We start from the raw sequence: 22,209 nt of genomic DNA, 5'->3' as shown, positions 1-22,209 counted from the left end.
CCATGTCCCATCCGCTTTACCGCCCGCGCCGCATGCGCCACGACGAGTTCTCGCGTCGCCTGATGCGCGAGAACACGCTGACCACCGATGACCTGATCTACCCGGTGTTCGTGCACGAACTGGCCGGCCGCACCGCAGTGCCGTCGATGCCGGGCGTGGAGCGGCTGTCGATCGAAGAACTGCTGAAGGTGGCCGAAGAGGCGCTGGAGCTGGGCATTCCGGTAATCGACCTGTTCCCGGTGATCGACCCGTCGCTGAAATCGCTGGATGCATCGGCGGCGTGGGCCGAGGACGGCCTGGCGCAACGCGCGATCCGCGCGCTGAAGTCGCGCTTCCCGGAACTGGGGGTGATGACCGATGTGGCGCTGGACCCGTACACCACCCACGGCCAGGACGGCATCATCGACGACAAGGGCTATGTACTGAACGACATCACTGTCGAAGCGCTGGTCAAGCAGTCGGTGTCGCATGCCGAAGCCGGCGTCGACATCGTTTCGCCGTCGGACATGATGGATGGCCGCATCGGCGCGATCCGCCGTGCGCTGGATGCCGACAACCACGTCAACGTGCGCATCATGGCTTACTCGGCCAAGTACGCCTCGGCGTTCTACGGTCCGTTCCGTGATGCGGTGGGCAGCGCGGCCAGCCTCGGCAAGGCCGACAAGAAGACCTACCAGATGGACCCGGCCAACGGCGACGAGGCCCTGCGCGAGATCGCGTTGGACCTGGAAGAAGGCGCCGACATGGTGATGGTCAAGCCGGGCATGCCGTACCTGGACCTGGTGCGCCGGGTGAAGGAGAAATTCGGTGTGCCGACCTTCGCCTATCAGGTGAGTGGCGAGTACGCGATGATGAAGGCCGCCTTCGCCAACGGCTGGCTGGACGAGCGCGCCTGCGTGCTGGAGTCGCTGCTGGGCTTCAAGCGGGCCGGTGCCGATGGCGTGCTGACCTATTTCGCGCCGCAGGTGGCGCGATGGCTGCGCGAGCGCTGACAATAGCGCCACGATAGACGGAGGACTGCGCGATGGGACCCGAACTGGGATGGATGCAATGGCTGATCTGGGGCACCGGCACGCTGGTGTTCGGCACCATCATCGTCGGTGTCTTCATCGCCGCCTGGCGCGCGGGCAAGCGTCCACCGGAGCAGCTCTCCGCCGCCCGCCACGTGGCCCGTGAGCAGGCCCTGCCGGACAGCGTGCAGGCCGAGCTGGCCGCGCTGAACCAGCGCAAGGACAATGGCCAGCTGAGCGAGATGGAGTACGAGCAGTTGCGCGCCAAGGTGTTGTCGCGCTGACGGGCAATGCCCGGGGTCGGATCCCTTTCCGCAGGAAAGGGCTCTGACCCCTGCGCGGGCGCCATCCACGCGCGGCGTGGATCTACCGCACGCACCCGGCCACCGCCGCCACCTTCGGCACCGCCAACCGGTACACGTCCACGCCACCGGCACGCGGTGCCCTGGCCGCGCTGCTGGCCACCATCATTTCGCCTGGCTTGGCGTTGTCGATCACCGGCGCGCCGGTCCAGCCGCCGGTCTGGTTGAACGACAGTCCCAACGGTTGCAGGGCCGCGCCACTCCACGCGCAGCCGCTGCTCCACACCTGTGCGGTCGTGCCGTTGCCGCGGCTGAACACCACTGCGCCATCGTTGCCCAGCCAGTCGCCGTCGGTCTCGTCATCGGCGCTGTTCAACGCTGTCAATGCGGTGGCCGGGCCGCGCATGCCCTGCGCATCCAGCGTCGCCACGAACAGGTTCCAGCCGGCGCCACGGCCCTGTTGGCGGGCAAACAGCAGCCGCGTGCCGTCCGCGCTCAGGGCCGGCCCGCGCTCTTCGTGGCGTCCACCGTCGCCGGCCATGGGGTGCGCCTTGCCCAGCCGGCCATCGGCTTCCACCGCAGCCCGGTACAGCGCCAGCGCGCCTTCGCGGCCGGCGGCGAACAACAGCCAGCGGCCGTCGCGGCTGAAGTAGGGATCGCGGGCCTCGCCGGCCACGCCTACCGGCAGGGCCTGCGCCTGCTGCCAGCGGCCATCGACCACGCGCGCCTCCCACAGGCCCCAGCCGGCTTCGCCGCGGCGGGCGAAGACGATGCGCTGGCCGTCGGCACTGATCGTGGCGCGGCCCTCGTCGGCACGGGTCGAGACCACGCCCATGCCTTCGATGCCGTACTCGTTCAACGCCATCGCCACGGGGGCAGAGAGTAGACTGGCGGCAAGCACCAGCAGGGGCAGGGTGATGCGCATCATCCGGTTCCATGCACGAACAGAGCATCAGTCTAGCCAGCTTGAGGATTCCATGACCGACCGTTACGCCGTCTTCGGACACCCCGTTGCCCACTCGAAGTCGCCGCAGATCCACGCGACGTTCGGTCGCCAGGAAGGCATCGCGGTGGATTACCGCGCGATCGACCTGGCCCCGGAGGCGTTCCTGGCCGGCCTGGAGGCCTTCGCCGCCGACGGCGGTGTCGGCGCCAACGTCACCTCGCCGCACAAGGAGGCCGCGTTCTCGGTGTGCACCACCCTGACCGCACGCGCGCGCCGCGCCGGTTCGGTCAACACGCTGCTGCGCAAGGGCGACCGCTGGCATGGCGACACCACCGACGGCATCGGCCTGGTGCGTGACCTGACCGACCGCCATGGCCTGGACCTGCGTGGCCGCCGCATGTTGCTGATCGGTGCCGGTGGCTCCGCGCGCAGCGTCGCCCCGGCGCTGCTTGATGCCGGCATCACCGAGCTGGTGGTGGTCAACCGCACGCCGGAACGCGCCGATGAACTGATCGATGCGATGGGTGAGCCGGGTCGCGCGATCAGCCGCTACTGGGAAGACCTGCGTGATCTGGGTGACTTCGAACTGATCGTCAACGCCACCTCGGCCGGCCGCGACCGTGACGTCGAGTTCAAGCTGCCGCTGTCGCTGGTCAACTCGATGACCACCGCCGTCGACCTCAACTACGGCGAAGCGGCGATCGCCTTCCTGGCCTGGGCGCGCGCCGCAGAGTGCCGCAATACGGTCGATGGCCTGGGCATGCTGGTCGAGCAGGCCGCTGAGAGTTTCCTGCAGTGGCACGGTGTGCGCCCGCAGACCGACGAGGTCTACCAGTCGCTGCGCCAGGGCTCGGCCGTGCTGGCCGGCGAGGACTGATCGATGGACGGCACAACCCTGCTGGTCACGGTGCTGAGCATGGTGGGCGTGCGCCTGCCGGTGCTGATCGCGCTGTGCGTGGGCCTGGTCTGGGTGGTCGGCGCACCGCGCGATGCCACCCGCACCGGTGCCTTGGTCGGCCTGCTGCTGTTGCTGCTGGCCAGCCTCGGCGGCATGGCGGCGGGCATCCTGCCGATGTGGATGGTCCGCAGCGGTGATTTCAGTGCCGTGTCGAGCTTGAGTGCCATCCTCGGCGTGCTGCATTTCGCGCTGGCGATGGTCGAGGCGATCGGTGTGGTGCTGGTGGTGTGGGCGCTGGTGCGCCTGCTGCGTACCCGTACGCTCCCGGCCGCCTGACCGGTCGCGCCGGGCCATGCCCGGCGTATCTGCCCCTGGGATGGTCCGGCCATTGGACCGGGACCGCCAGCGGGCGTCGTCGCTGGCCCGTTCAGGGTCCCAGCGGCGGTGAATGCGGCCGGCCATGCGACAATGCCCGGCCTGATCCAGCTACGGTAATTCCCGGCGTGACCGAAACCGTCGCCGCTCCGCGCACCCTCGATGACACCTTGAAGGACGCGATCCGCAAGGCGTACACGACGCTGCAGGCCAATACCCCCGGCTTTTCCACCCGTCGCTCGCAGAGCCAGATGATCGGCGTGGTGTCGCGTGCGCTGTCGAAAAGCGGTGGCGTCGGCGTGGTCGAGGCGCCCACCGGCGTCGGCAAGAGCCTGGGCTACCTCACCGCAGGCGTGCCGATCGCATTGGCCAGCAAGAAGAAGCTGGTGATCAGCACCGGCACCGTGGCGCTGCAGTCGCAGCTGGTCGAGCGCGATATCCCGAATTTCCTGAAAGCCACCGGCCTGGAGGCGACCGTGGCGCTGGCCAAGGGCCGTACCCGCTACCTGTGCACGCGCAATGCCGCCGAGGCGCAGGGCGAGGGCTCGCAGGGCGGCATGTTCGAGGATGACGCGCCGCTGTTCGACCGGCCGCTGGCGCCGATCGAAATGGACATCGCCAAGCGCCTGACCGACGCCTTCACCAGCGGCAGCTGGGATGGCGATATCGACAACGCACCGGAGACCATCAGCCCCGGCCTGCGCAGCCGCATCACCACGCCGGCTTCGGGTTGCGCCGGGCGCCGTTGTGCGTACTCGGCACAGTGCGCGGTGCTGCGTTCGCGCAACACCGTGCGTGACGCGCAGATCGTGGTCACCAATCACGCGCTGCTGCTGTCGGCGCTGTCGATCGGCGACAGCGACAACGGCCAGCCGTTGATCGCACCGCCGTCGGACATGCTGCTGGTGCTGGACGAAGGCCATCACATCGGCAACGTGGCGATCGACCAGGGCGCGGCCAGCCTGGCGCTGGACGAGATGGCCAAGCGTACCGGCCGCCTGCAGATCCTGATCGCCGGCGCCTACCGCGCGGTCGACAAGGATCGCCTTGGCAACCTGCTGCCGAACGAAGCGATCGAGGTGGCCAGCAACGTGGCCAAGCAGCTGCGCGCGTTCCGCGATCATATCGAGCGGGTGTGGATGCCGGCGCCGGCGGACGAAGAGCCGATGTGGCGCGCGGCCAATGGGCGACTGCCCGAGGCCTGGCGCGAGCCGATCGAGGCGTTGGCTGACGATACCCGCAGCCTCTACAACTGGGCGCACGCCGCCACCGCGCAGGTGGCCAAGGGCAAGCCGGACGATGCCGCGCGCGAGCGCCTGCAGCGCAACCTGGGCATGGCGCTGGAAATGATCGAGCAGCAGTACAACCTGTGGCAGGCCTGGCGTCGCGAAGACAAGGACGGTGCGCCGCCGATGGCGCGCTGGGTCACCGCCACCCGCGACGGCGACCTGGTGCTGCACGGCTCGCCGGTTTCGGCCGCGCACGTGCTGCGCAAGCTGCTGTGGGATGAAGTGGACTCGGTGGTGATGACCTCGGCGACGCTGACCGGCGGCGGCGATTTCCAGTCGCTGGCGATCGACAACGGCATTCCGGAAGAGGCCGAGATGGTCTCGCTGTCGTCACCGTTCGACCTGCCCAACCAGGCCGAACTGATCGTGCCGAAATTCCCGGTCACTCCGGACGACCGCGAAGGCCATCCGCGCGAAGTGGCGCGCTATCTCGACACCGAGCTGGACTGGGCCAAAGGCTCGATGGTGCTGTTCACCTCGCGCTGGAAGATGGAGAAGGTGGCCGGGCTGATGTCGGCCGCGCGCCGCAAGCAGGTGCTGGTGCAGGGCGAGATGTCCAAGACCCGCCTGATCGACGAGCACCTGCGCCGCGTGGCCGCAGGCGAGGGTTCGGTGCTGTTCGGACTGAACTCGTTCGGCGAAGGCCTCGACCTGCCCGGTGAAGCCTGCACCACGGTGGTGATCACCCAGGTGCCATTCGCGGTGCCGACCGATCCGCAGACCGCCACCCTCAGCGAATGGTTCGAGGGGCGTGGGCTGAATGCCTTCAACCTGATCGCCATTCCGCATGCGTTGCGCACGCTGACCCAGTTCGCAGGCCGCCTGATCCGCACTTCCACCGACACCGGCCGCGTGATCATCCTCGATTCGCGGCTGCTGACTCGCCGCTACGGCAAGCGCATCATCGACGCGCTGCCGCCGTTCAAGCGTGTGATCGGCTGACCGGTAGTGCCGGCCGCTGGCCGGCAAAATGGGGACGGAGGGAATTAAGTCGTTTTAGCCACAAACGACTTAATTCCCTCCGTCCCCTTTTTTGCGAGCACTGTACAGATGCCGGCCAGGGGCCGGCACTACCGCACGGGCTGACGATCGGACAGCGGCGCTTGATGGTTACCGGGTGCCTGTTTCAGGCGTCCGGCAGCCTGGTCCATAGGCCTCCGTGTATGGTTTGCCGAAGCAGCGCAGTAGCCCATCAAGCACATCCAGGTTCGGTGGCCACGGCATCTGCACCTGCTGCCCGCCCTCGGTGGTGAAGTGGTAGCGGCCGTCCCTGATGTTCTCCGCCATCGCGGTGGGCGTCGGTATTGCGACCAGCCTCGCACGAGCCTTCTCCAGGGCGCTGCGGTCCTGGCGCAGGAACGCGACCATGCCGTCCACGTAGGCATTCCAGTAACCCGGGTCGCCCGCGTTCACGGGTTTGTGGCTGCGTTCCATCAGCGTGATCGCCTGCGCGGTCTGCCCCAGCTCCGCGCGCAGCTGGCCCTCATGCCAGGTGATGATGACGTTGCCTTCTGCCTTGGGCAGAGCGCCATAGGCGGACAGCAGGTCGGCCGCTTCGCGGGTACAGCCACGGTCGGCCAGCGGGCGCCAGCCACCTGCCAGGTCCTGATCGAATCGACCAGGTTCCATCGCCAGCATCGCTGCACGGTCGTAGCTGCAGTCGGGGGCTTTGGGCGGCTCCGCAGACGCGCCCATGGCAGCGGCCAGCGCAAAGGAAAGCAACATCATCTCAACCTCCGTGTTGGTGACTCCCTGGACCACCATAACGGATCAGGATGGGTAGCGCCGGCCGCTGGCCGGCAACCTCATTGATGTGGGGCGTCGCAGTACAGATGCCGGCCAGCGGCCGGCACTACCGTATGGCGGTCAATCGCCCAGAAGCGCGGTGTTGCGTACGGCACCCTTGTCGGCGCTGGTGGCGAGCAGTGCATAAGCCTTCAGCGCGCTGGTGACCTTGCGTGGGCGCGGTGCGCGCGGCTTCCAACCACGCGCATCGGCGTCGCTGCGGCGCTGGGCCAGCACGGCCTCGTCCAGCAGCAGGTCGATACGGCGGGCAGGGATGTCGATGCGGATGCGGTCGCCATCTTCCACCAGGCCGATGACACCCCCGCTGGCGGCTTCCGGCGAGACATGGCCGATCGACAGGCCCGAGGTGCCGCCGGAGAAGCGGCCATCGGTGAGCAGTGCGCACTGCTTGCCCAGCCCCTTCGACTTCAGATAGCTGGTCGGGTACAGCATTTCCTGCATGCCGGGGCCGCCCTTCGGGCCTTCGTAGCGGATCACCACCACCTCGCCCGGCTGCACTTCGTCGGCGAGGATGCCGGCGACGGCGGCGTCCTGGCTTTCATAGACGCGCGCGGGGCCTTCGAACACATGGATCGACTCATCCACGCCGGCGGTCTTCACCACGCAGCCATCCACGGCCAGGTTGCCGCGCAGCACGGCCAGCCCGCCTTCCAGCGAATACGCATGCTGCAGCGAGCGGATGCAGCCCTCGGCGCGGTCTACGTCCAGCGTCGGCCAGCGCGTGGCCTGGCTGAAGGCCTCCTGGGTGGGAATGCCGGCAGGGCCGGCCTTGAAGAAGGTGTGCAGGGTGTCGTTGTCACTGCGCACCACGTCCCAGCGTTCCAGTGCTTCGGCCAGGCTGGCGCTGTGCACGGTCGGCACCGTGGTTTCGAGCAGGCCGGCGCGGTCCAGTTCACCGAGGATGCCGAACACACCGCCGGCGCGGTGCACGTCCTCGATGTGGTACTTCGGTGTGTTCGGCGCCACCTTGCACAGCTGCGGCACGCGCCGCGACAGCGCGTCGATGTGGGTCAGGTCGAAGTCGACCTCCGCTTCCTGCGCTGCGGCCAGCAGGTGCAGGATGGTGTTGGTGGAGCCGCCCATGGCGATGTCCAGGGTCATCGCATTGGCAAACGCCGCCTGGGTGGCGATGCCGCGCGGCAGCGCGCTCGGGTCTTCGCCGCCATACCAGCGATGGCAGAGTTCGACGATCAGGCGGCCGGCGCGGCGGAACAGCGCCTCACGGTCGGCATGGGTGGCCAGCGTGGTGCCGTTGCCCGGCAGCGACAGGCCCAGTGCTTCGGTCAGGCAGTTCATCGAGTTGGCGGTGAACATGCCCGAGCAGGAGCCGCAGGTGGGGCAGGCGCTGCGTTCGAACGCGGCCACCTTCTCGTCGGAAGCGCTGTCATCGGCAGCCACCACCATCGCATCGACCAGGTCCAGCTTGTGCTCGGACAGCTTGGTCTTGCCCGCTTCCATCGGTCCGCCGGAAACGAACACCACCGGGATGTTGAGGCGCAGCGCTGCCATCAGCATGCCGGGGGTGATCTTGTCGCAGTTGCTGATGCACACCAGCGCGTCGGCACAGTGCGCGTTGACCATGTACTCCACGGCGTCGGCGATGATCTCGCGGCTGGGCAGCGAATACAGCATGCCGTCGTGGCCCATCGCGATGCCGTCGTCCACGGCGATGGTGTTGAATTCCTTGGCGACGCCGCCGACCTGCTCGATCTCGCGCGCGACCAGCTGGCCGAGGTCCTTCAGGTGCACGTGGCCGGGCACGAACTGGGTGAAGGAGTTGGCGATGGCGATGATCGGCTTGTGGAAGTCGCCGTCCTTCATGCCGGTGGCACGCCACAGGGCGCGGGCGCCGGCCATGTTGCGGCCGGCGGTGGAGGTGCGGGAACGGTATTCGGGCATGGCTGGCGGAACGGGCGGGCCGTACGACGTGGGGGTCAGCCGATCATGGCCAATTTTTTCGGTTGCTGCTGCAACCACCGGGGAGAGAGCGGCAGGGCTGCGCCCTGCACCCGGGGTAGTGCCGGCCGCTGGCCGGCAACCTCAACAGCAACAGCTGGGCTATCCGTGGGATGGCGGGGTGGGTCCGGCTGCGGGGGACGGCGCAAGTACGTCCATGTAGCCTCGGTCGCGCCATCCATGGCGCTCACGCCCCCGCAACCGGACCCACCCCGCCTTCGACAGTTTCCTGCGATCTGACGGGGTCGGATCCCGTTGCTGCGCGACGGGCTCTGACCCCCGATTCCTGATTGGAGCGACGAAAATGAAAGTCCGTTCATCTTTCGGACTTTGCCGATTCCGGTTGCTGGTCCGGATTTGGCATCATTGGGGCATTGATCCGTCGACAGGGCATGAGGCCATGAAACGTTCCCGCACCACCGCGCTGCTGCTGATGAGCGCCGCGCCGCTGCTGTTCACCGCCTGCCAGAAGGAGCCGGAGGTGAAGGTGCAGGAAGGCCTGTACACCTCGGTCGAGGCCTGCACCGAGGCCACCGGCGATCCGTCGTCGTGCCGCAATGCCTTCGCCGAAGCGCAGAAGCAGGCCGCCGATGCGGCGCCGAAGTACGCCAGCAGGGAAGCCTGCGAGAAGGATTACAAGCCGGAGCAGTGCGTGCAGCAGCACACCTCGGCCGGTACCTCGTTCATCGGCCCGATGATGATGGGCTTCTTCATGTCGCAGATGCTGAGCAACCGCGGAGGCCTGGCACCGCAGGCACCGGCGTCGGCGCCGGCCTACCAGGACAAGAACGCGGGTTGGGCGCGCCCGGCACCGGGTGGCACCGGTGGCCTGAACACCGCCAGCGGCATCGGCGCGGGCAAGGCCGGCCTGGCCCCGGTCACCAGCGAACCGAACCGTGCGGTCACTGCCAGCCGTGGTGGCTTCGGCAACACCAGCGCGCGCCGCAGCAGCAGCGGCAGCTACGGCGGCTGATCGACCCATGCAGCGCATCCGGATTGCCGAGCGTGCCCAATGGCGGGCGCGCGCGGAAGAGGCGGGTTTCCGCTTCCACACCATCGACGGCCAGCCGTACTGGGACGAAAGCGCGTACTACGCGTTCACCCTGCGCCAGATCGAGCAGGACATCGAAGACCCCAGCGCCGAGCTGCACCAGATGGCGCTGGACCTGGTCGGCGATGTCATCGCCAGCGAACGATTGATGGACCAGCTGGCGATTCCGCCGCATTACCGCGACTGGATCGCCGACAGCTGGCGCCAGCGCCAGCCGCATCTGTACGGTCGCCTGGACCTGGCCTACGACGGTACTGGCCCGGCCAAGCTGTACGAACTGAACTACGACACGCCGACCTCGCTGTTCGAGGCCAGCTTCTTCCAATGGCAGTGGCTGGAAGACCAGCGCAACGCCGGTCGCCTGCCGCAGCACGCCGACCAGTTCAACGCGATCCACGAAGCGCTGGTCGAGCGTTTCGGCGAACTGGCCACGCAGCTGCCACCGCCGCTGTATTTCAGCGCGGTGGGCAGTTCCGAAGAAGACCGCGGCACCGTCGACTACCTGCGCGACTGCGCCTCGCAGGCCGGCCTGCATGGCCAGGCCATCGCCATCGAGGACATCGGCCTGTCCGAGGACGGCCGCTTCACCGCGCTGGACGATTCGGTGATCGGCACGCTGTTCAAGCTGTACCCGCTGGAAGACCTGATGGCCGAGGAATTCGGCCGCGCGCTGCCCGGCTCGGGCGTGCAGCTGCTGGAGCCGGCGTGGAAGGCGGTGTTGAGCAACAAGGGCATCCTGCCGCTGCTGTGGCAGCGCAACGTGGGCCATCCGAACCTGCTGGAAGCGCATTTCGATGACGGCAGCACGCTGGCGTCGGGCTGGGTGCGCAAGCCGCTGTTCTCGCGCGAAGGCGCGAACATCGAGATGCATCTGGCCGATGGCAGCACCCAGCGCAGCGACGGTCCCTACGATGGCCCGGCGATCATCCAGCGCGCCCATCCGCTCACCCGCTTCGAAGGCGGCTATCCGCTGATCGGCAGCTGGGTGGTGGGTGACCACGCCTGCGGCATCGGCATCCGCGAAGACGACAGCGCGATCACCCGTGACAGTGCGCGCTTCGTGCCGCATGCGATCGTTGACGAGGCGCCGACGCGGATCTACGTCTGATGGCGGTGCGGCGTTGGCCTGGCCGGCATGGGCGTTCTTCGCCCGTGCCTGGCCGGCACTTCGATGACGGGCGCAGCCTGCAGGCCTTCGCGGACCGTGTCGCGGTGCGTTGCCATCGCTGCGACACCCCCGGCTGGGTGGTCGCCAGCTGGGAACCTTACCGGTGGACCGCGCGATTCCGCTGCACCGGCTGCAGTTCTGCACTGGACAGTGGTGACTGGGTCGGTGCGGTCTACATGCTGGGCCGCCAACCTTGTGGATTCTGTGGGCATCAGTGGCTGCACGTGCGTCGTCGGGTTCCCGCTGGCGTTCCTGCACCGGCGTCCTTCGCTGCTCGATGCGCGCAATGTGATCGTAGTACCGATGTTTCGGTCTCGGTGCGTCCGTTGCGTGATGCCGAGCCTGCCGATCCGCACTTCGGATTGCCGCTGTGCCTGGTCGAACAGACCCGCGCAGGCCTGCTCTGGGCCTATAACGCTGAACATCTGCACGCATTGCACGAGTACGCCAGCGCGACATTGCGCGAAAGCCGCGGCCATCACCGATCCATGTTCTCGCGCCTGCCGCAGTGGATGAAGCTGGCCCGCAATCGGGTGTTGCTGCAGCGCGCGGTGGAGCGATTGCAGCGGCGATTGCTGCAGGGGTAGTGCCGGCCGCTGGCCGGCAACCGTTGCTGGTAGATGCCGACCCTGGTCGGCGCTGTGGGTTTCGTGCCAACCAAGGTTGGCACCTACCAGAGCGATGTGTCGGTAGTGCCGGCCGCTGGCCGGCAACCGCTCCCGGTATCAGAGCAACCCTTCGCGCTTCACCGCCAGATAGCGCTCCACCAGTGCACCGGGCAGGGCGTCGGCGGTCACGTCCAGCACCATCACCTTCTCGCTGCGCAGCGCTTCATGCGCTTTCGCGCGCTGCTGCAGGTACAGCGCCGCGGCGCCGGCCTGTGCCGCGTCCTCCAGCGACTGCACCTCTTCATCGAGGACAGCATCCAGTTCGCGCTCGCGCAGGCTGGCCACGCACACCAGGTGGCGTTTCTGCAGCAGGCGCACCGCCGCCAGCAGATCCTCGATGTCTTCGTCGCGCACGTTGCTGACCAGCATCACCAGCGCGCGCCGGCGCTGGCGCAGCGACACTTCGGTGGCGGCGGCCAGGTAGTCGGTGGCCACCGCGCGCGGCTGCAGATCGTAGCTGGCACGCAGCAGGTGCTCGACCGTGCCCATGCCACGCTGCGGTGCCACCCAGCGGCGCTCGCCACCGGTGGCGAACAGGCCGGCAGCATCGCCCTGGCGCAGCGCCAGGTAGGCCACCACCAGAGAGGCGTTCAATGCATGATCGAAGTGCGAGAGCCCGCCTTCGCTGGCCAGCATGCGGCGGCCACTGTCGAGCATCAGCAGCAGCTGCTGGTTCTTCTCGTCCTGGTACTCGCGCGAGACCAGCTTGCGCGCACGCGCGGTGGCCTTCCAGTCCAGCTGGCGCAGGCTGTCGCCGATGCGGTACTCGCGCATCTGGTGGAAGTCGGTGCCTTCACCACGGCGGCGCTTCACGTGTGCGCCGACCAGCCGCGAGGCCTGGTCGGCACTGAACAGGGCGAAGCGAGTGAGCGGTACGAAGTTCGGATAGACCCGCACGTCCAGCACGGGAGGCAGCGTGCGTTGCTGCCACCACAGCCGCCATGGCGAGCGCATGCGCAGGTGCACGCCGTCGAAGCGGAAGCGCCCGCGCTGCAGCGGCTGCAGGTGGTAGTGCAGGGTGGACGCGCTGCCGGGCTTCAGGCGCACGCGCTGCGGCAGCGACTCCAGCGGCCAGCCGCCGGGGACCAGGTCGAACACCTGCACCGTCATCGATGCGTCCGCCTGCAGCCGCAGCGCGGCCTCGCGGCGCACGCCCAGTGCCAGCGCTTCGGGCAGCTCACGCTGGATCTGCGGCGATGGACGCCGCGTCTGCCGCCACAGATCCATCAACGCTGGCACGGCAATCGCCACCGCCGCCAGCGCCCAGCTCCAGCGCGGCAGCAGGCCGCCCAGCACCAGGCCACCCAGGGCGGCCCAGGCCAGCAGCAGCGCCAGCAGCAGCGGGGCCGGCCTCATCGGCGCGGTGCTTCCACCTTGGCCAGCAGTGCACCCAGCACGTCGTCGGCGTCCTGGCCTTCGATCTGCAGTTCCGGTGCCAGCGCGATGCGATGGCGCAGCGCGGGGCGCGCGATGTCGCGCACGTCGTCGGGGGTGACGAAGTCACGGCCGGCCAACACCGCCTGCGCGCGCGAGGCACGTACCAGCGCGATGCTGCCACGCGGGCCAGCGCCGACCGCGATACCCGGCCACTGCCTCGTGGCCGCCACAATCCGCACCGCGTAGTCGATCACTTCGTCATCGACGGTGATCGCCGCCGTGGCACGTTGCAGTTCCAGCAGTTCGCCGGCACCGAGCACGCGCGGCACCTGGCTCAGGTCGAAATCGCTGGCGGCGCGGCCGCTGGTGATCGCGGTCACCATGCGCTTCTCGTCCTCCAGCTGCGGGTAGTCGATCAGCACCTTCAGCAGGAAGCGGTCCAGCTGTGCTTCGGGCAGCGGGTAGGTGCCTTCCTGCTCCAGCGGGTTCTGCGTGGCCAGCGCCATGAACGGCGGCGCCAGGGTGAAGGCCTTGCCTTCGATGGTCACCTGGCCTTCCTGCATCACTTCCAGCAGCGCCGACTGGGTCTTGGCCGGTGCGCGGTTGATCTCGTCGGCCAGCAGCAGGTTGGTGAACACCGGGCCGCGACGGATCTTGAAGCTCTCGCTCTTCGGGTCGTACACCGCGTGGCCACTGACGTCGCTGGGCATCAGGTCGGGGGTGAACTGCACGCGGCCGTAATCCAGTTCCAGGGCCTGTGCCAGCGCGCGCACCAGCAGGGTCTTGCCCAGCCCGGGCACGCCCTCGATCAGCACGTGGCCACCGGCCAGCAGGGCCACCAGGATCTGGTCCAGCACATCAGCCTGGCCGATGAAGGCGTGGCCGACGGCATCGCGGATGGCATCGACGCGTTCGATCAGGCGGGCGTTGGCGGCCGCCGGCAGCTCGGGGACTTCGGTCATAGCAGGGATCTCATCTGGAGCAGCAAGCGGATGCGCTCGCGCAGGGCGGAGGAATCGTGCGGCGGAGGGGGCGTGAGCGCGCTGGCAACGCGGCCCTGCGGCCACTTCAGCAGCTCGGCGATGGCCTGATCACGCGGCGCGCCATCGAGTGCGGCGGCAACCGGTGCGCGCAGGCGCAGGCGGTGCAGGAACAGGGCGAGTACGGCCTCGTACAGGCGCGCGCCGTGGCCGAAACGCAGCAGCAGTTCACCACTGGCGCGCACGTGCTCCAGCAGCGAACGGCGTTCCAGAACCGGCGACGGCAGCAGGCTGCCGAAGCGCTGCGAGCGGCCCCACAGCCAACCCAGCAGGGCCAGCAGCAACGGTGCCCACAGCGGCCAGCCCTGATAGAACATGCGCGACCACAGCGACGGCGGGCGGCTGGCATAGACCAGCCAGACCGCACCCTTGCCGTAGTTCGGATCGAGCAGGTAGCGGGTCAGGTCGCGATGCGACGCGTCGTGCAGGCCGTCGCTGGCCTTGCCCCCTGCGGAGGCCAGGCGCGCCGCCGGTGAGTCCACCTCGCTGCGCATGAACTCCATGTCGGCCAGCACGCTCACCTTGCCCTGGCCATGGCGCAGGCGCGCGAACACCAGGTCGCGATCCGTGCCCCAGCGACGTTCGGCCTGCGCACTGGCGGCAAAACCCAGGGTGAAGCGACGGCCACCGCAGAATTCGACGTGGCCAGGATCGTCGTCGACATGGAACGGCTGGCAGTCGCTGCGCTGGAACAGGCTGTCCACGCCCAGCCGGTCCAGCAAGGGGCCCTGCGTGCTGCCGGCATCGTCCTCGGCCGGCGGCGGTGTACGTACCAGCAGGTGGCCGCCACCGTCGACCCAGTCCAGCAGCGCGCTGGCAACGGGCGGCGGCAGTTCGCTGCTGTCCTGCAGCAGCACCACCGTATCGTTCGGCCCCAGTGCCATCTGCTGCAGTTCCAGCCGTGGCCGCGAGTGCACGTCAATGCCATCGGCGCGCAGGGCCTGGCCGAGTACGTACAGCGGGTTGTAGGCGGCTTCGCCCTGTGGCGGCAGCCGGATCGTCTCGGTCACCCGTTCGTGCGTGCGCAGGTAGAGGATGGTCAGCGGTACACCGAACAGCACCAATGCACCGAGCAGCAGCGACCAGAACAGGCGCGGACTCATGCCTGCCACCCGTACTGCTGGCGCAGGGTATCGGCCAATGCATCGAAATCGGCGCGGCTGGGCAGGCGGCCACCGTAGGCGGCGTACTGCCACATGCGCACGATGCGCGCGAACAGGTCACGATCGGTGGCATCAGGCATGCGCCGCGACGCGCGCAGGCATTGCGCTTCGGTGGCACCGGGTGGAAGCGCGATACCGCTGCGCTCGCCCACCGTGCGCACACTGGCGCGGTACAGCAGGGCCAGCGCCTGCCGCGGCCGGCCCTGGTCCCAGAGCAGGCCAGCCTGGGTGGCCACGTCCGGCGGCAGCACCACCGGCAACTCCACCTGTTTCTCCAGCACCTCCGGTGCAGCGTCGGCCTTGCGCCGGCCACTGCCACGCAGCCATGGCAGCCACAGCCGCGCGGTCAGCAGCAGCACCAGCAGCAGGATGCCGAGCAGGCCCCACAGGCCCCATTCGGCCAGCCGTGCCAGCCAGGCGATGCCGTCCCTGCGCGCTTTGCGTTCACCTTTGCTGTTGGTGTCACGCTGCAGCTGCTTGTCTTCCTTCTTTTTTTCCTCGGCCTGCTCGATCGGCTTCCAGCGGGTGACCTCGCGGGTCGGGCGCTGCAGCGGGTCCTCATAGGCGCGGTTAACCGCTTGACGGAAACCGGCGGTGTCCACCGGCGTGCCACCGAAGATGGTGGCCGGCGTGTTGGCCGGGTCGATGGTCGGTTCATCGTCGTCGTCTTCGGCGGCGATGTCACTGGCGTTGGGCTTGCCCATTGCGCGCCCGGGCTCGGCATCTGCGTCCTGCGCATGCACCGGGGCGGAGACCAGCGGCAGTGCCAGGCACAGCAGCAGCGCCAGCGTCGATGCCGCCGGCAGCAGGCGATCGCGCAGGCGGCGCAGGGCGATTTCGACGTCCCAGGCTTCCATCTGCGTACGCCGGTTCAAGTACAGGCCAAAGCCCGCACCGACGAAGAACGGGCCGATCAGCGCCGAGGCCAGCCAGCAGGCCAGATTGAAACCGAAGCGTGCCCATGCCGGCGTGTCCTTGCCGATCATGTCCCACGCCGCACGCCAGGATTCGGACATCAGGTCCAGTGGCATGAACATGAACACTGCACCGATGGCGCCGGACACCAGCACCGCTTCGAACGCCATGCAGGTCACGGTCAGCACTGTCGCCGCACCTGCGGCGCCGGCAGCCACCGCACGGCGGCGTGGACCGCGCTGGCCCGGTGCGTTGCCTTCCAGCAGGTTCACCGGCAGGCACAGGCTGCGCAGCACGCTGAAGCGACGCCAGCCCAGGTAGCCCCAGGAACCAGTGTTGCCCCAGTGGCGCTGCGCACGCAGGGCCGAAAGTGTGCTGACCGGTTCGCCGAAGATGCCGCGTGACAGCACATACAGCGGCGCACGCTCGAACAGTGGCTTGCACCACCACATCGCCAGCCAGGCCCAGCCGAAGGCATCCAGCCACCATCCCAGCGCGTTGAAGATCACGAACAACGGAGCACTGGCCAGCAGCCAGCTGCCCCACACGGCGCGCGCATGGCGGCGGGCGAGGGCACTGCCCAGCTCCATCGCTTCCCAGCCGCTGCGTGCACGCAGCACCACGTCCAGACGGTCAATGCGCATGGCCGCCTCCACGCCCGCCACGCCACAGCCACAGCAGCACGCCGGCCCAGAGCACTCCGGCGACGCCGAACTTGGTCGATGCGGGGACTTCGGCGATCGACGACCAGAACGCTTCGATGAAGGCTGCGACCAGCAGCATGAACGCCACGCCCAGGCACAGCCGCGCACCGATACGGCCACCGTCGACCAGCGCGTCCAGGCGGCTGCGCCGGCCCGGTGCCAGCAGCTTCATGCCCAGCTGCAGGCCGGCACCGCCGGCGATCACGATCGCGGTCAGCTCGAACGCGCCATGGCCGGCCACGAAGCGCCAGAATGGTCCACCGTGTCCGATGTGCTGCAGGTGGCCGGCCACTGCGCCGATGGTGACGCCGTTGAACAGCAGCACCAGCAGCGTACCCAGCCCGGCCAGCAGGCCGCTGGCGAAGGTGCGCAGGGCAATGCTGATGTTGTTGAGGATGTAGTGGCCGAACATCATCCAGTCGGTACCGCTGTCGCGGCCCAGTCGTTCGGCGGCAGGGTCGTACATGCGCTCCATCGCGGCGATCTGGCGGTTGTCCATCAACGTGTGGATCAGGTCCGGGTAGACCTGTACAAGCACGAAGCAGGCGATTGCCGGCAGCGCGAACATCGCCAGCGCCACCCACATGCTGCGTGCCTGGCTGCGCACGAGCAGCGGGAAGTCGGCCACCAGGAATTCCAGCGCGGCGCGCCAGCGCGTCGGCCGTGTGCGGTACAGCACGCTGTGGCCCTGCTGCATCAGCTGCTGCAGGCGCTGGAGCAGCTGCGGGCTGTAACCGCGCTCGCGGGCCAGCGCCAGCTGCTGGCACAGGCGCCGGTAGCGCTGCGGGACGGCGGTATCGTCCAGTGCCAGGCCGCTGGCCTTGCGGCGCGCGCGGCGCGAGGCGCCGGCACGCAGTAGCAGCCACTGTTCCAGCTCCTGCCATTCCTGCTGGTAGCGGGCGACGAACTGTTCCTGTTTCATCGCCGCCCCAGCAGCCAGTTGGCCATGGCGTACAGGCGCAGCACGGCGACCTGGCCGTGGGTGCCGGTCAGGGGCTCGGCAATGCCGGCCAGCTCCTGCTGGCGTGCCGCCGACAGCCGTGGCGCGCGCTCGGCGAAGGCCATCAGCGCGGCCTGTTCCTCCGGCCGCAGTGGCTGCGGCGGGGCCAGCACGCTGTCGATGGTAGGTGGCGGCGGCAGGTACATCACAGGCGCGTGCACCACCACGGTGCCGGCCACCAGGTCGCCGAGGCGGCGGCCGTGCGGATCGAACAGGCTGCTGACCAGGCCCAGTGCATAGCCGAACGGCAGCATGTCCACCGTGCGCAGCAGGTTGCGGGTGATCGCCGCCATCCAGCCCACGGGCGCGCCATCGCGGGACAGCACGCGCAGGCCCAGCGCGCGCTTGCCCAGGGTACGGCCCCACAGCGCCTCGCACACGATCGGGTAGACCCAGTAGGCCAGGAACATCAGCACCAGGTTGAGGCCGGAGCCGAATTCGTCCAGCACCGCCAGCGGAATCGCCATCAGCACCAGTACCGCGATGCGCACGCCAAGATCGACCAGCCAGGCCATGGCCCGCGGCAGCGGTCCGGCTGCCGGCAACTGAAGCAGCACACCCTCCGGCGTCACCACCTCACGGTAGGTATCGAGCATCGGTGCGGCCATCAGCGCGGTGGCCTTCGTTGTGGGCGCCGGAGTCCTCTCCGGCTGGCAACCACAGGCATGGGGGTCTCGACAGGTCCTGGTCGGGCCCAGACTTTAGCAGAGCCGCGCGGCAGCGTTGGCTGCTCAGCCCCGGTATTCGTCCTTCAGCCGCACGTAGTGGTCGGCCGAATAGTGCAGTGACTCGATCTCCTTGTCGCTCAGCGTGCGTGCCGGCCGGGCCGGATTGCCGACCCACAGCTCGCCTTCGCCCACCAGCTTGCCGGGACCGATCACCGCGCCGGCACCGACGAAGCCGTGGCGTTCAACGCGGGCACCGTCGAGGATGCAGGCGCCCATGCCGATCAGGCTGTAATCGCCGATCGTGCAGGCGTGGATGATGCAGCCGTGGCCGACGGTCACGCCTTCGCCGATCAGGGTCGGGTAGCCGGCCTTGTTGTACGGGCTGTGGTGGCTGACGTGGATGATGGTGCCGTCCTGCACGTTGGTGCGTGCACCGATGCGTACGTAATTGACGTCACCGCGGATGACCGTGCCCGGCCACACCGACACGTCGTCGCCCAGTTCCACGTCGCCGATGATCGTGCACGACGGGTCGATGTACACGCGCTCGCCGAGGACGGGCATCTTGTCGCGGAAGGGGCGCAGCGGGTTCATCGGGGTCTCCGGAAATCAGGGCGTTCGCGACGATGATACCCGTGTGGTAGTGCCGGCCGCTGGCCGGCAACCGCGCGGCACGCCTGGATTTCCGTGGTTGCCGGCCAGCGGCCGGCACTACCAGAGGCAGGTGCGGCTCTTCACGCAGGCGCGTGCTCGGCCAGCATCTGCCGGAACAGCTCATCCAGCCACGCAGCATCACCTCGTCCGGCGGGCAGCTGTGGCGCCTGCGCAGTCCGGATGGCCAGTTCACGATCGATGTAGTCGCTGATCGCCGCAATGCGTGGCCCGGCGGCGACCTCGGCGCTGGCCCGCTTGACCGCCAGCAAGGCATCGATGACTTCACGCACCGCACCGTCTGGCAGCAGCCGGTCCAGCAGATCCTCGAAGGCCATCGGCGGGGGTGTCTGTTCGTGCTCTATCCACTGGCAGGCCAGCAGTGGGCGCAGCACGTACAGGTACTTCTTGGTGCGCACCGTTTCGCCACGCAGGTAGCCGCGATGGTTCGAGCGCGCCATGTTGAAGTAGTGCCACCAGGTGCCCAGCGGTGAATGGAACGCTTTCGCTGCTTCCCACAACTGTGACACCGCCGCCTGATCCTGCTGGTAGACGATCGGCGAGCGCAGCCACTCGATCAGGGTCGGATTGGATTTTGAAACCAGTCGCAGTGCCTTGCGCAGGTCCCAGCCGCTCACGTCGAGCTCATCGTCGATCGGCAGTTCGATCACATCGCGCTGCGCTTCGCCGGGACCGGTGCTCTCGTTGACGCTGAGATACCAAGGCTGGCGATGCACGTAGATGAAGCGCGCGTCGTAGTCGCTGTCGGGCGAGGAAAAGCCCCAGCCGCGGCTGCCCGACTCGCAGGCCAGCAGCACGCGTACGTCGTAGCGCTGTTCGATGTCAGCCAGGGTGGAAAGGATGGCGGCGCGCTTGTCCGGCGCGATCGGGTGGATGTCGTCCATGCAGTTGTGTTCGTAATGTCGAGCGTGCTCGACTGTAACGCAAGTGCGCACCGGTAGTGCCGGCCGCTGGCCGGCAAGCTCATGGGCGCACTTGGAATTCTGCGGTTGCAGGCCAGCGGCCGGCACTACCGGCTAGGGCTCGTAGCTGTAGCCCATGCCGTACACCGAACGGATCGGCTCGCCTTCCATGCCGGCGTCGGCCAGCTTGCGGCGCAGGTTGCGCACATGGCTGTCGACGGTGCGGTCGACCACCACGCGATGGTCCAGGTACAGCCGGTCGAGCAGTTCATCGCGCGCCCAGATCCGGCCTGGGGTGGCCAGCAGCGTGCGCAGCAGGCGGTACTCCACCGGCGTCAGATCCAGGCCCTTGCCGTTCCAGGTGGCGCGTGCGGCCGGCTCGTCGATGTGCAGGCCACCGTTGGCGCGCGCACCCGGGTCCGGGCGGTAGCGGCGCAGCACCGCCATCACCCGCGCGACCACTTCGCGCGGACTGAACGGCTTGCAGATGTAGTCGTCGGCGCCGATCTCCAGGCCCAGCAGGCGGTCGATCTCTTCCACCCGTGCGGTGACCATGATGACCGGTACATCGCTGCTGGCACGCAGTTCGCGGCACAGGTCCACGCCGTCGCGCTGCGGCAGCATCAGGTCCAGCAGCACCAGGTCGGGCTGGTAGCGCGCGAACGCGTCGATCACTTGGCCACCGTCGTCCACCCACTCGCTGGCCATGCCGGCGGCGGCCAGGTAGTCGCGCAGTACCGAGGCCAGGCGTGGCTCGTCCTCGACGATCAGGATCTTCGTGGACGTGGCGGGCGACGTGCTCATGCAGGCTCCGGCAGGGTGATGACCACGCGCAGCCCGCCCAGCGGCGAGGGCGCGGCGTGGATGACGCCGTGGTGGGCGAGGATGATGTTGTGGCTGATGGCCAGGCCCAGCCCGCTGCCGCCACTGGCGCGGTTGCGCGAACTTTCCACGCGGTAGAAGCGTTCGAACAGCAGTGCACACTTGTCGGGCGGAACGCCCGGCGCGGTGTCTTCCACGACCAGCTGCACGCCGGCAGGCACGCGCGCTGCCTGCACGCGTACGCGGCCACCGGCATGGGTGTAGCGCAGTGCGTTTTCCAGCAGGTTGGCCAGCACCTGCTGCAGGCGCCGCTCGTCACCGGACACCTGCAACGGCGTGGCGGGCAGGTCTTCTTCCAACGCCAGGCCTGCATTGGCGAAGCGCACGCGCATGCCATTGAGTTCGCTGCGCAGCAGCGCCACCAGGTCCAGTGGCGCGAAGCGGTACGCCAGGCCGCCGGACTGGGTCATCGACAGGTCGTGCAGGTCGTCGATCAGCTTGCCCAGCTGGCGGATCTCGCCCTGCAGGCCCACCAGGTTGGCCCGGTCCAGCGGACGGATGCCATCTTCGATCGCCTCCAGCTCGGCGCGCACCACGGCCAATGGCGTGCGCAGCTCATGCGAGATGTCGGCAATGAAGGCGCGGCGGTTGCGTTCGGTATCGTCCAGCGCCTGCGCCATCCGGTTGAAGTCGTTGACCAGCGCGTCCAGCTCATCGTCACTGGTGCGCTCGATGCGGGTGGCGTAGTCACCGGCGGCCAACCGGTGGGTGGCAGCGGCCAGCTTGGCAAGGCGCTGGCGCAGCGCACGCGATACCAGCCAGGCCAGCAGTACCGTCACCAGCAGTAGCGCGATGCCGATCACCCACCAGGCGCGCACCTGGGTGTTGTAGAAGTTCAGGTCGTTGGTGGCGATGACGGTCTGGAACGGCACCATGCCCAGCCAACCGACGGTCTGCCCGTCCACCTGCACCGCATGCGGCTCGTCATCGCTGGTGGCGTCGGGGTTGCCGGCCACGAAACGGTGCTGCGCGTCGAACAGGCCCAGGCGCGACGGCACGCCGGTCTGGTCGGACAGCGACGGCACCGGTCCTTCGTGCCCATGGGCCAGGTCCGGGCGCAGCAGCCGCGCCCAGCGGTCGCCATCACCGTGCAGATGCTCCCAGCCACCGTGCTCGCGGTACTCGCGCTGCAGGTGTGGCATCAGCCGCTGCATGCGCAGGTCGCCCTGGTCGTTGAGGTAGTCCAGGAAGCCGGTCTGGAAGGCCACGCGGCTGGCAATACCGTTCACTGCCAGCACCAGCAGGCAGGCGGTGAAGATCGCGAGGAAGGTCTTCGCGGTCAGGCCGAATTTGAGTTGGAACTTCGCCATCGCGAAGGCCATTAGCGGCGCATGCGGCGCCGAAAGCAAGCGTCAGCTGAGCCCGTCGCACAATCTCCATATTCTCTGCACAGTTTCACGGCAGCGTGCACGGGTCA

At 68.3% G+C, this 22,209-nt stretch carries 21 protein-coding genes; 8 read left to right on the top strand and 13 right to left on the bottom strand.

Annotated features, from left to right (window positions below; translation table 11 throughout):
* Positions 1–2 precede the first annotated feature (2 nt).
* A complete protein-coding gene (gene hemB, locus Q9Q79_RS19480; RefSeq protein WP_005414824.1) occupies positions 3–992 on the top strand; it encodes a porphobilinogen synthase in 990 nt (329 codons plus the stop codon).
* Positions 993–1,024: 32 nt separating this feature from the next.
* A complete protein-coding gene (locus Q9Q79_RS19475) occupies positions 1,025–1,294 on the top strand; it encodes a hypothetical protein (RefSeq protein WP_049397683.1) in 270 nt (89 codons plus the stop codon).
* An 82-nt stretch (positions 1,295–1,376) separates the two neighbouring features.
* Here Q9Q79_RS19475 and Q9Q79_RS19470 read toward each other — a convergent pair whose 3' ends face one another.
* Positions 1,377–2,240, bottom strand: a complete 864-nt coding sequence (locus tag Q9Q79_RS19470; RefSeq protein WP_049417654.1) for a PD40 domain-containing protein — start codon at positions 2,238–2,240, stop codon at positions 1,377–1,379.
* Positions 2,241–2,289: 49 nt separating this feature from the next.
* Here Q9Q79_RS19470 and aroE point away from each other — a divergent pair, with 49 nt between their 5' ends.
* The 3 genes from aroE (at position 2,290) to dinG (ending at position 5,762) form a co-directional block, all read left to right on the top strand.
* Positions 2,290–3,135, top strand: coding sequence for a shikimate dehydrogenase (gene aroE, locus Q9Q79_RS19465; protein ID WP_033833778.1), 846 nt, complete (start codon positions 2,290–2,292; stop codon positions 3,133–3,135).
* A gap of 3 nt (positions 3,136–3,138) precedes the next feature.
* Entirely contained in the window at positions 3,139–3,492 is a 354-nt protein-coding gene (locus Q9Q79_RS19460) for a hypothetical protein (protein ID WP_005411542.1), read from the top strand.
* A 167-nt stretch (positions 3,493–3,659) separates the two neighbouring features.
* Entirely contained in the window at positions 3,660–5,762 is a 2,103-nt protein-coding gene (dinG, locus tag Q9Q79_RS19455; protein ID WP_005411541.1) for an ATP-dependent DNA helicase DinG, read from the top strand.
* A gap of 168 nt (positions 5,763–5,930) precedes the next feature.
* On the opposite strand, the gene Q9Q79_RS19450 is transcribed toward dinG, so the two are convergent.
* Together Q9Q79_RS19450 and ilvD are read right to left on the bottom strand one after the other, a co-directional pair.
* Positions 5,931–6,548 (bottom strand): hypothetical protein, encoded by a 618-nt coding sequence (locus Q9Q79_RS19450; protein WP_099524117.1) that lies wholly within the window; start codon positions 6,546–6,548, stop codon positions 5,931–5,933.
* 138 nt (positions 6,549–6,686) lie between these two features.
* Complete coding sequence (gene ilvD, locus Q9Q79_RS19445) at positions 6,687–8,525, bottom strand: dihydroxy-acid dehydratase (RefSeq protein ID WP_065183892.1); 1,839 nt, start codon at positions 8,523–8,525, stop codon at positions 6,687–6,689.
* Positions 8,526–8,982: 457 nt separating this feature from the next.
* On the opposite strand from ilvD, the gene Q9Q79_RS19440 reads away from it, so the two are divergent.
* From Q9Q79_RS19440 to Q9Q79_RS19430, 3 genes are read left to right on the top strand one after another with little or no spacing between them, the layout of a single operon-like run.
* Positions 8,983–9,555 carry a DUF1190 domain-containing protein gene (locus Q9Q79_RS19440; protein WP_005411539.1) on the top strand — a complete coding sequence of 191 codons (573 nt, stop codon included), beginning with the start codon at positions 8,983–8,985 and terminating at the stop codon, positions 9,553–9,555.
* Between the two features lie 7 nt (positions 9,556–9,562).
* On the top strand, positions 9,563–10,741 hold the full coding sequence (locus tag Q9Q79_RS19435) for a glutathionylspermidine synthase family protein (RefSeq protein ID WP_099527030.1): 1,179 nt from the start codon (positions 9,563–9,565) through the stop codon (positions 10,739–10,741).
* Positions 10,741–11,388, top strand: a complete 648-nt coding sequence (locus Q9Q79_RS19430; RefSeq protein ID WP_099527031.1) for a hypothetical protein — start codon at positions 10,741–10,743, stop codon at positions 11,386–11,388. The genes Q9Q79_RS19435 and Q9Q79_RS19430 overlap by 1 nt, the downstream gene beginning before the upstream one ends.
* Before the next feature lie 138 nt (positions 11,389–11,526).
* Here the strand turns inward: Q9Q79_RS19430 and Q9Q79_RS19425 are convergent, their stop codons facing one another.
* From Q9Q79_RS19425 to baeS, 10 genes are all read right to left on the bottom strand, one after another.
* Positions 11,527–12,825, bottom strand: a complete 1,299-nt coding sequence (locus Q9Q79_RS19425) for a DUF58 domain-containing protein (protein ID WP_049397688.1) — start codon at positions 12,823–12,825, stop codon at positions 11,527–11,529.
* Positions 12,822–13,808: a MoxR family ATPase gene (locus tag Q9Q79_RS19420; RefSeq protein WP_005411535.1), complete on the bottom strand. Its 987-nt coding sequence runs from the start codon at positions 13,806–13,808 to the stop codon at positions 12,822–12,824. The genes Q9Q79_RS19425 and Q9Q79_RS19420 overlap by 4 nt, the downstream gene beginning before the upstream one ends.
* Positions 13,805–14,989: a DUF4350 domain-containing protein gene (locus Q9Q79_RS19415; protein ID WP_033833771.1), complete on the bottom strand. Its 1,185-nt coding sequence runs from the start codon at positions 14,987–14,989 to the stop codon at positions 13,805–13,807. Before Q9Q79_RS19415 ends, Q9Q79_RS19420 begins: the two co-directional genes overlap by 4 nt.
* Positions 14,986–16,608: a DUF4129 domain-containing protein gene (locus Q9Q79_RS19410; RefSeq protein WP_099473917.1), complete on the bottom strand. Its 1,623-nt coding sequence runs from the start codon at positions 16,606–16,608 to the stop codon at positions 14,986–14,988. The genes Q9Q79_RS19415 and Q9Q79_RS19410 overlap by 4 nt, the downstream gene beginning before the upstream one ends.
* Positions 16,598–17,590 (bottom strand): stage II sporulation protein M, encoded by a 993-nt coding sequence (locus tag Q9Q79_RS19405; RefSeq protein ID WP_201861625.1) that lies wholly within the window; start codon positions 17,588–17,590, stop codon positions 16,598–16,600. The genes Q9Q79_RS19410 and Q9Q79_RS19405 overlap by 11 nt, the downstream gene beginning before the upstream one ends.
* The gene (locus tag Q9Q79_RS19400; RefSeq protein ID WP_197614646.1) at positions 17,587–18,276 is read right to left on the bottom strand and encodes an RDD family protein; all 690 of its coding nucleotides are present in this window, start codon (positions 18,274–18,276) and stop codon (positions 17,587–17,589) included. The genes Q9Q79_RS19405 and Q9Q79_RS19400 overlap by 4 nt, the downstream gene beginning before the upstream one ends.
* A 123-nt stretch (positions 18,277–18,399) precedes the next feature.
* On the bottom strand, positions 18,400–18,930 hold the full coding sequence (locus Q9Q79_RS19395; protein ID WP_197614645.1) for a gamma carbonic anhydrase family protein: 531 nt from the start codon (positions 18,928–18,930) through the stop codon (positions 18,400–18,402).
* A 140-nt stretch (positions 18,931–19,070) separates the two neighbouring features.
* Positions 19,071–19,892 (bottom strand): nucleotidyltransferase domain-containing protein, encoded by an 822-nt coding sequence (locus Q9Q79_RS19390; protein ID WP_005411529.1) that lies wholly within the window; start codon positions 19,890–19,892, stop codon positions 19,071–19,073.
* 132 nt (positions 19,893–20,024) lie between these two features.
* Positions 20,025–20,714, bottom strand: a complete 690-nt coding sequence (locus Q9Q79_RS19385; RefSeq protein WP_005414809.1) for a response regulator — start codon at positions 20,712–20,714, stop codon at positions 20,025–20,027.
* The gene (gene baeS / locus Q9Q79_RS19380) at positions 20,711–22,114 is read right to left on the bottom strand and encodes a sensor histidine kinase efflux regulator BaeS (RefSeq protein WP_012481545.1); all 1,404 of its coding nucleotides are present in this window, start codon (positions 22,112–22,114) and stop codon (positions 20,711–20,713) included. The genes Q9Q79_RS19385 and baeS overlap by 4 nt, the downstream gene beginning before the upstream one ends.
* Positions 22,115–22,209: the final 95 nt, after the last annotated feature.

The sequence above is a fragment of the Stenotrophomonas sp. a6 genome (assembly GCF_030913325.1).
Lineage (GTDB): Bacteria > Pseudomonadota > Gammaproteobacteria > Xanthomonadales > Xanthomonadaceae > Stenotrophomonas > Stenotrophomonas maltophilia.
This window is presented reverse-complemented; position numbering and strand designations above follow the sequence as displayed.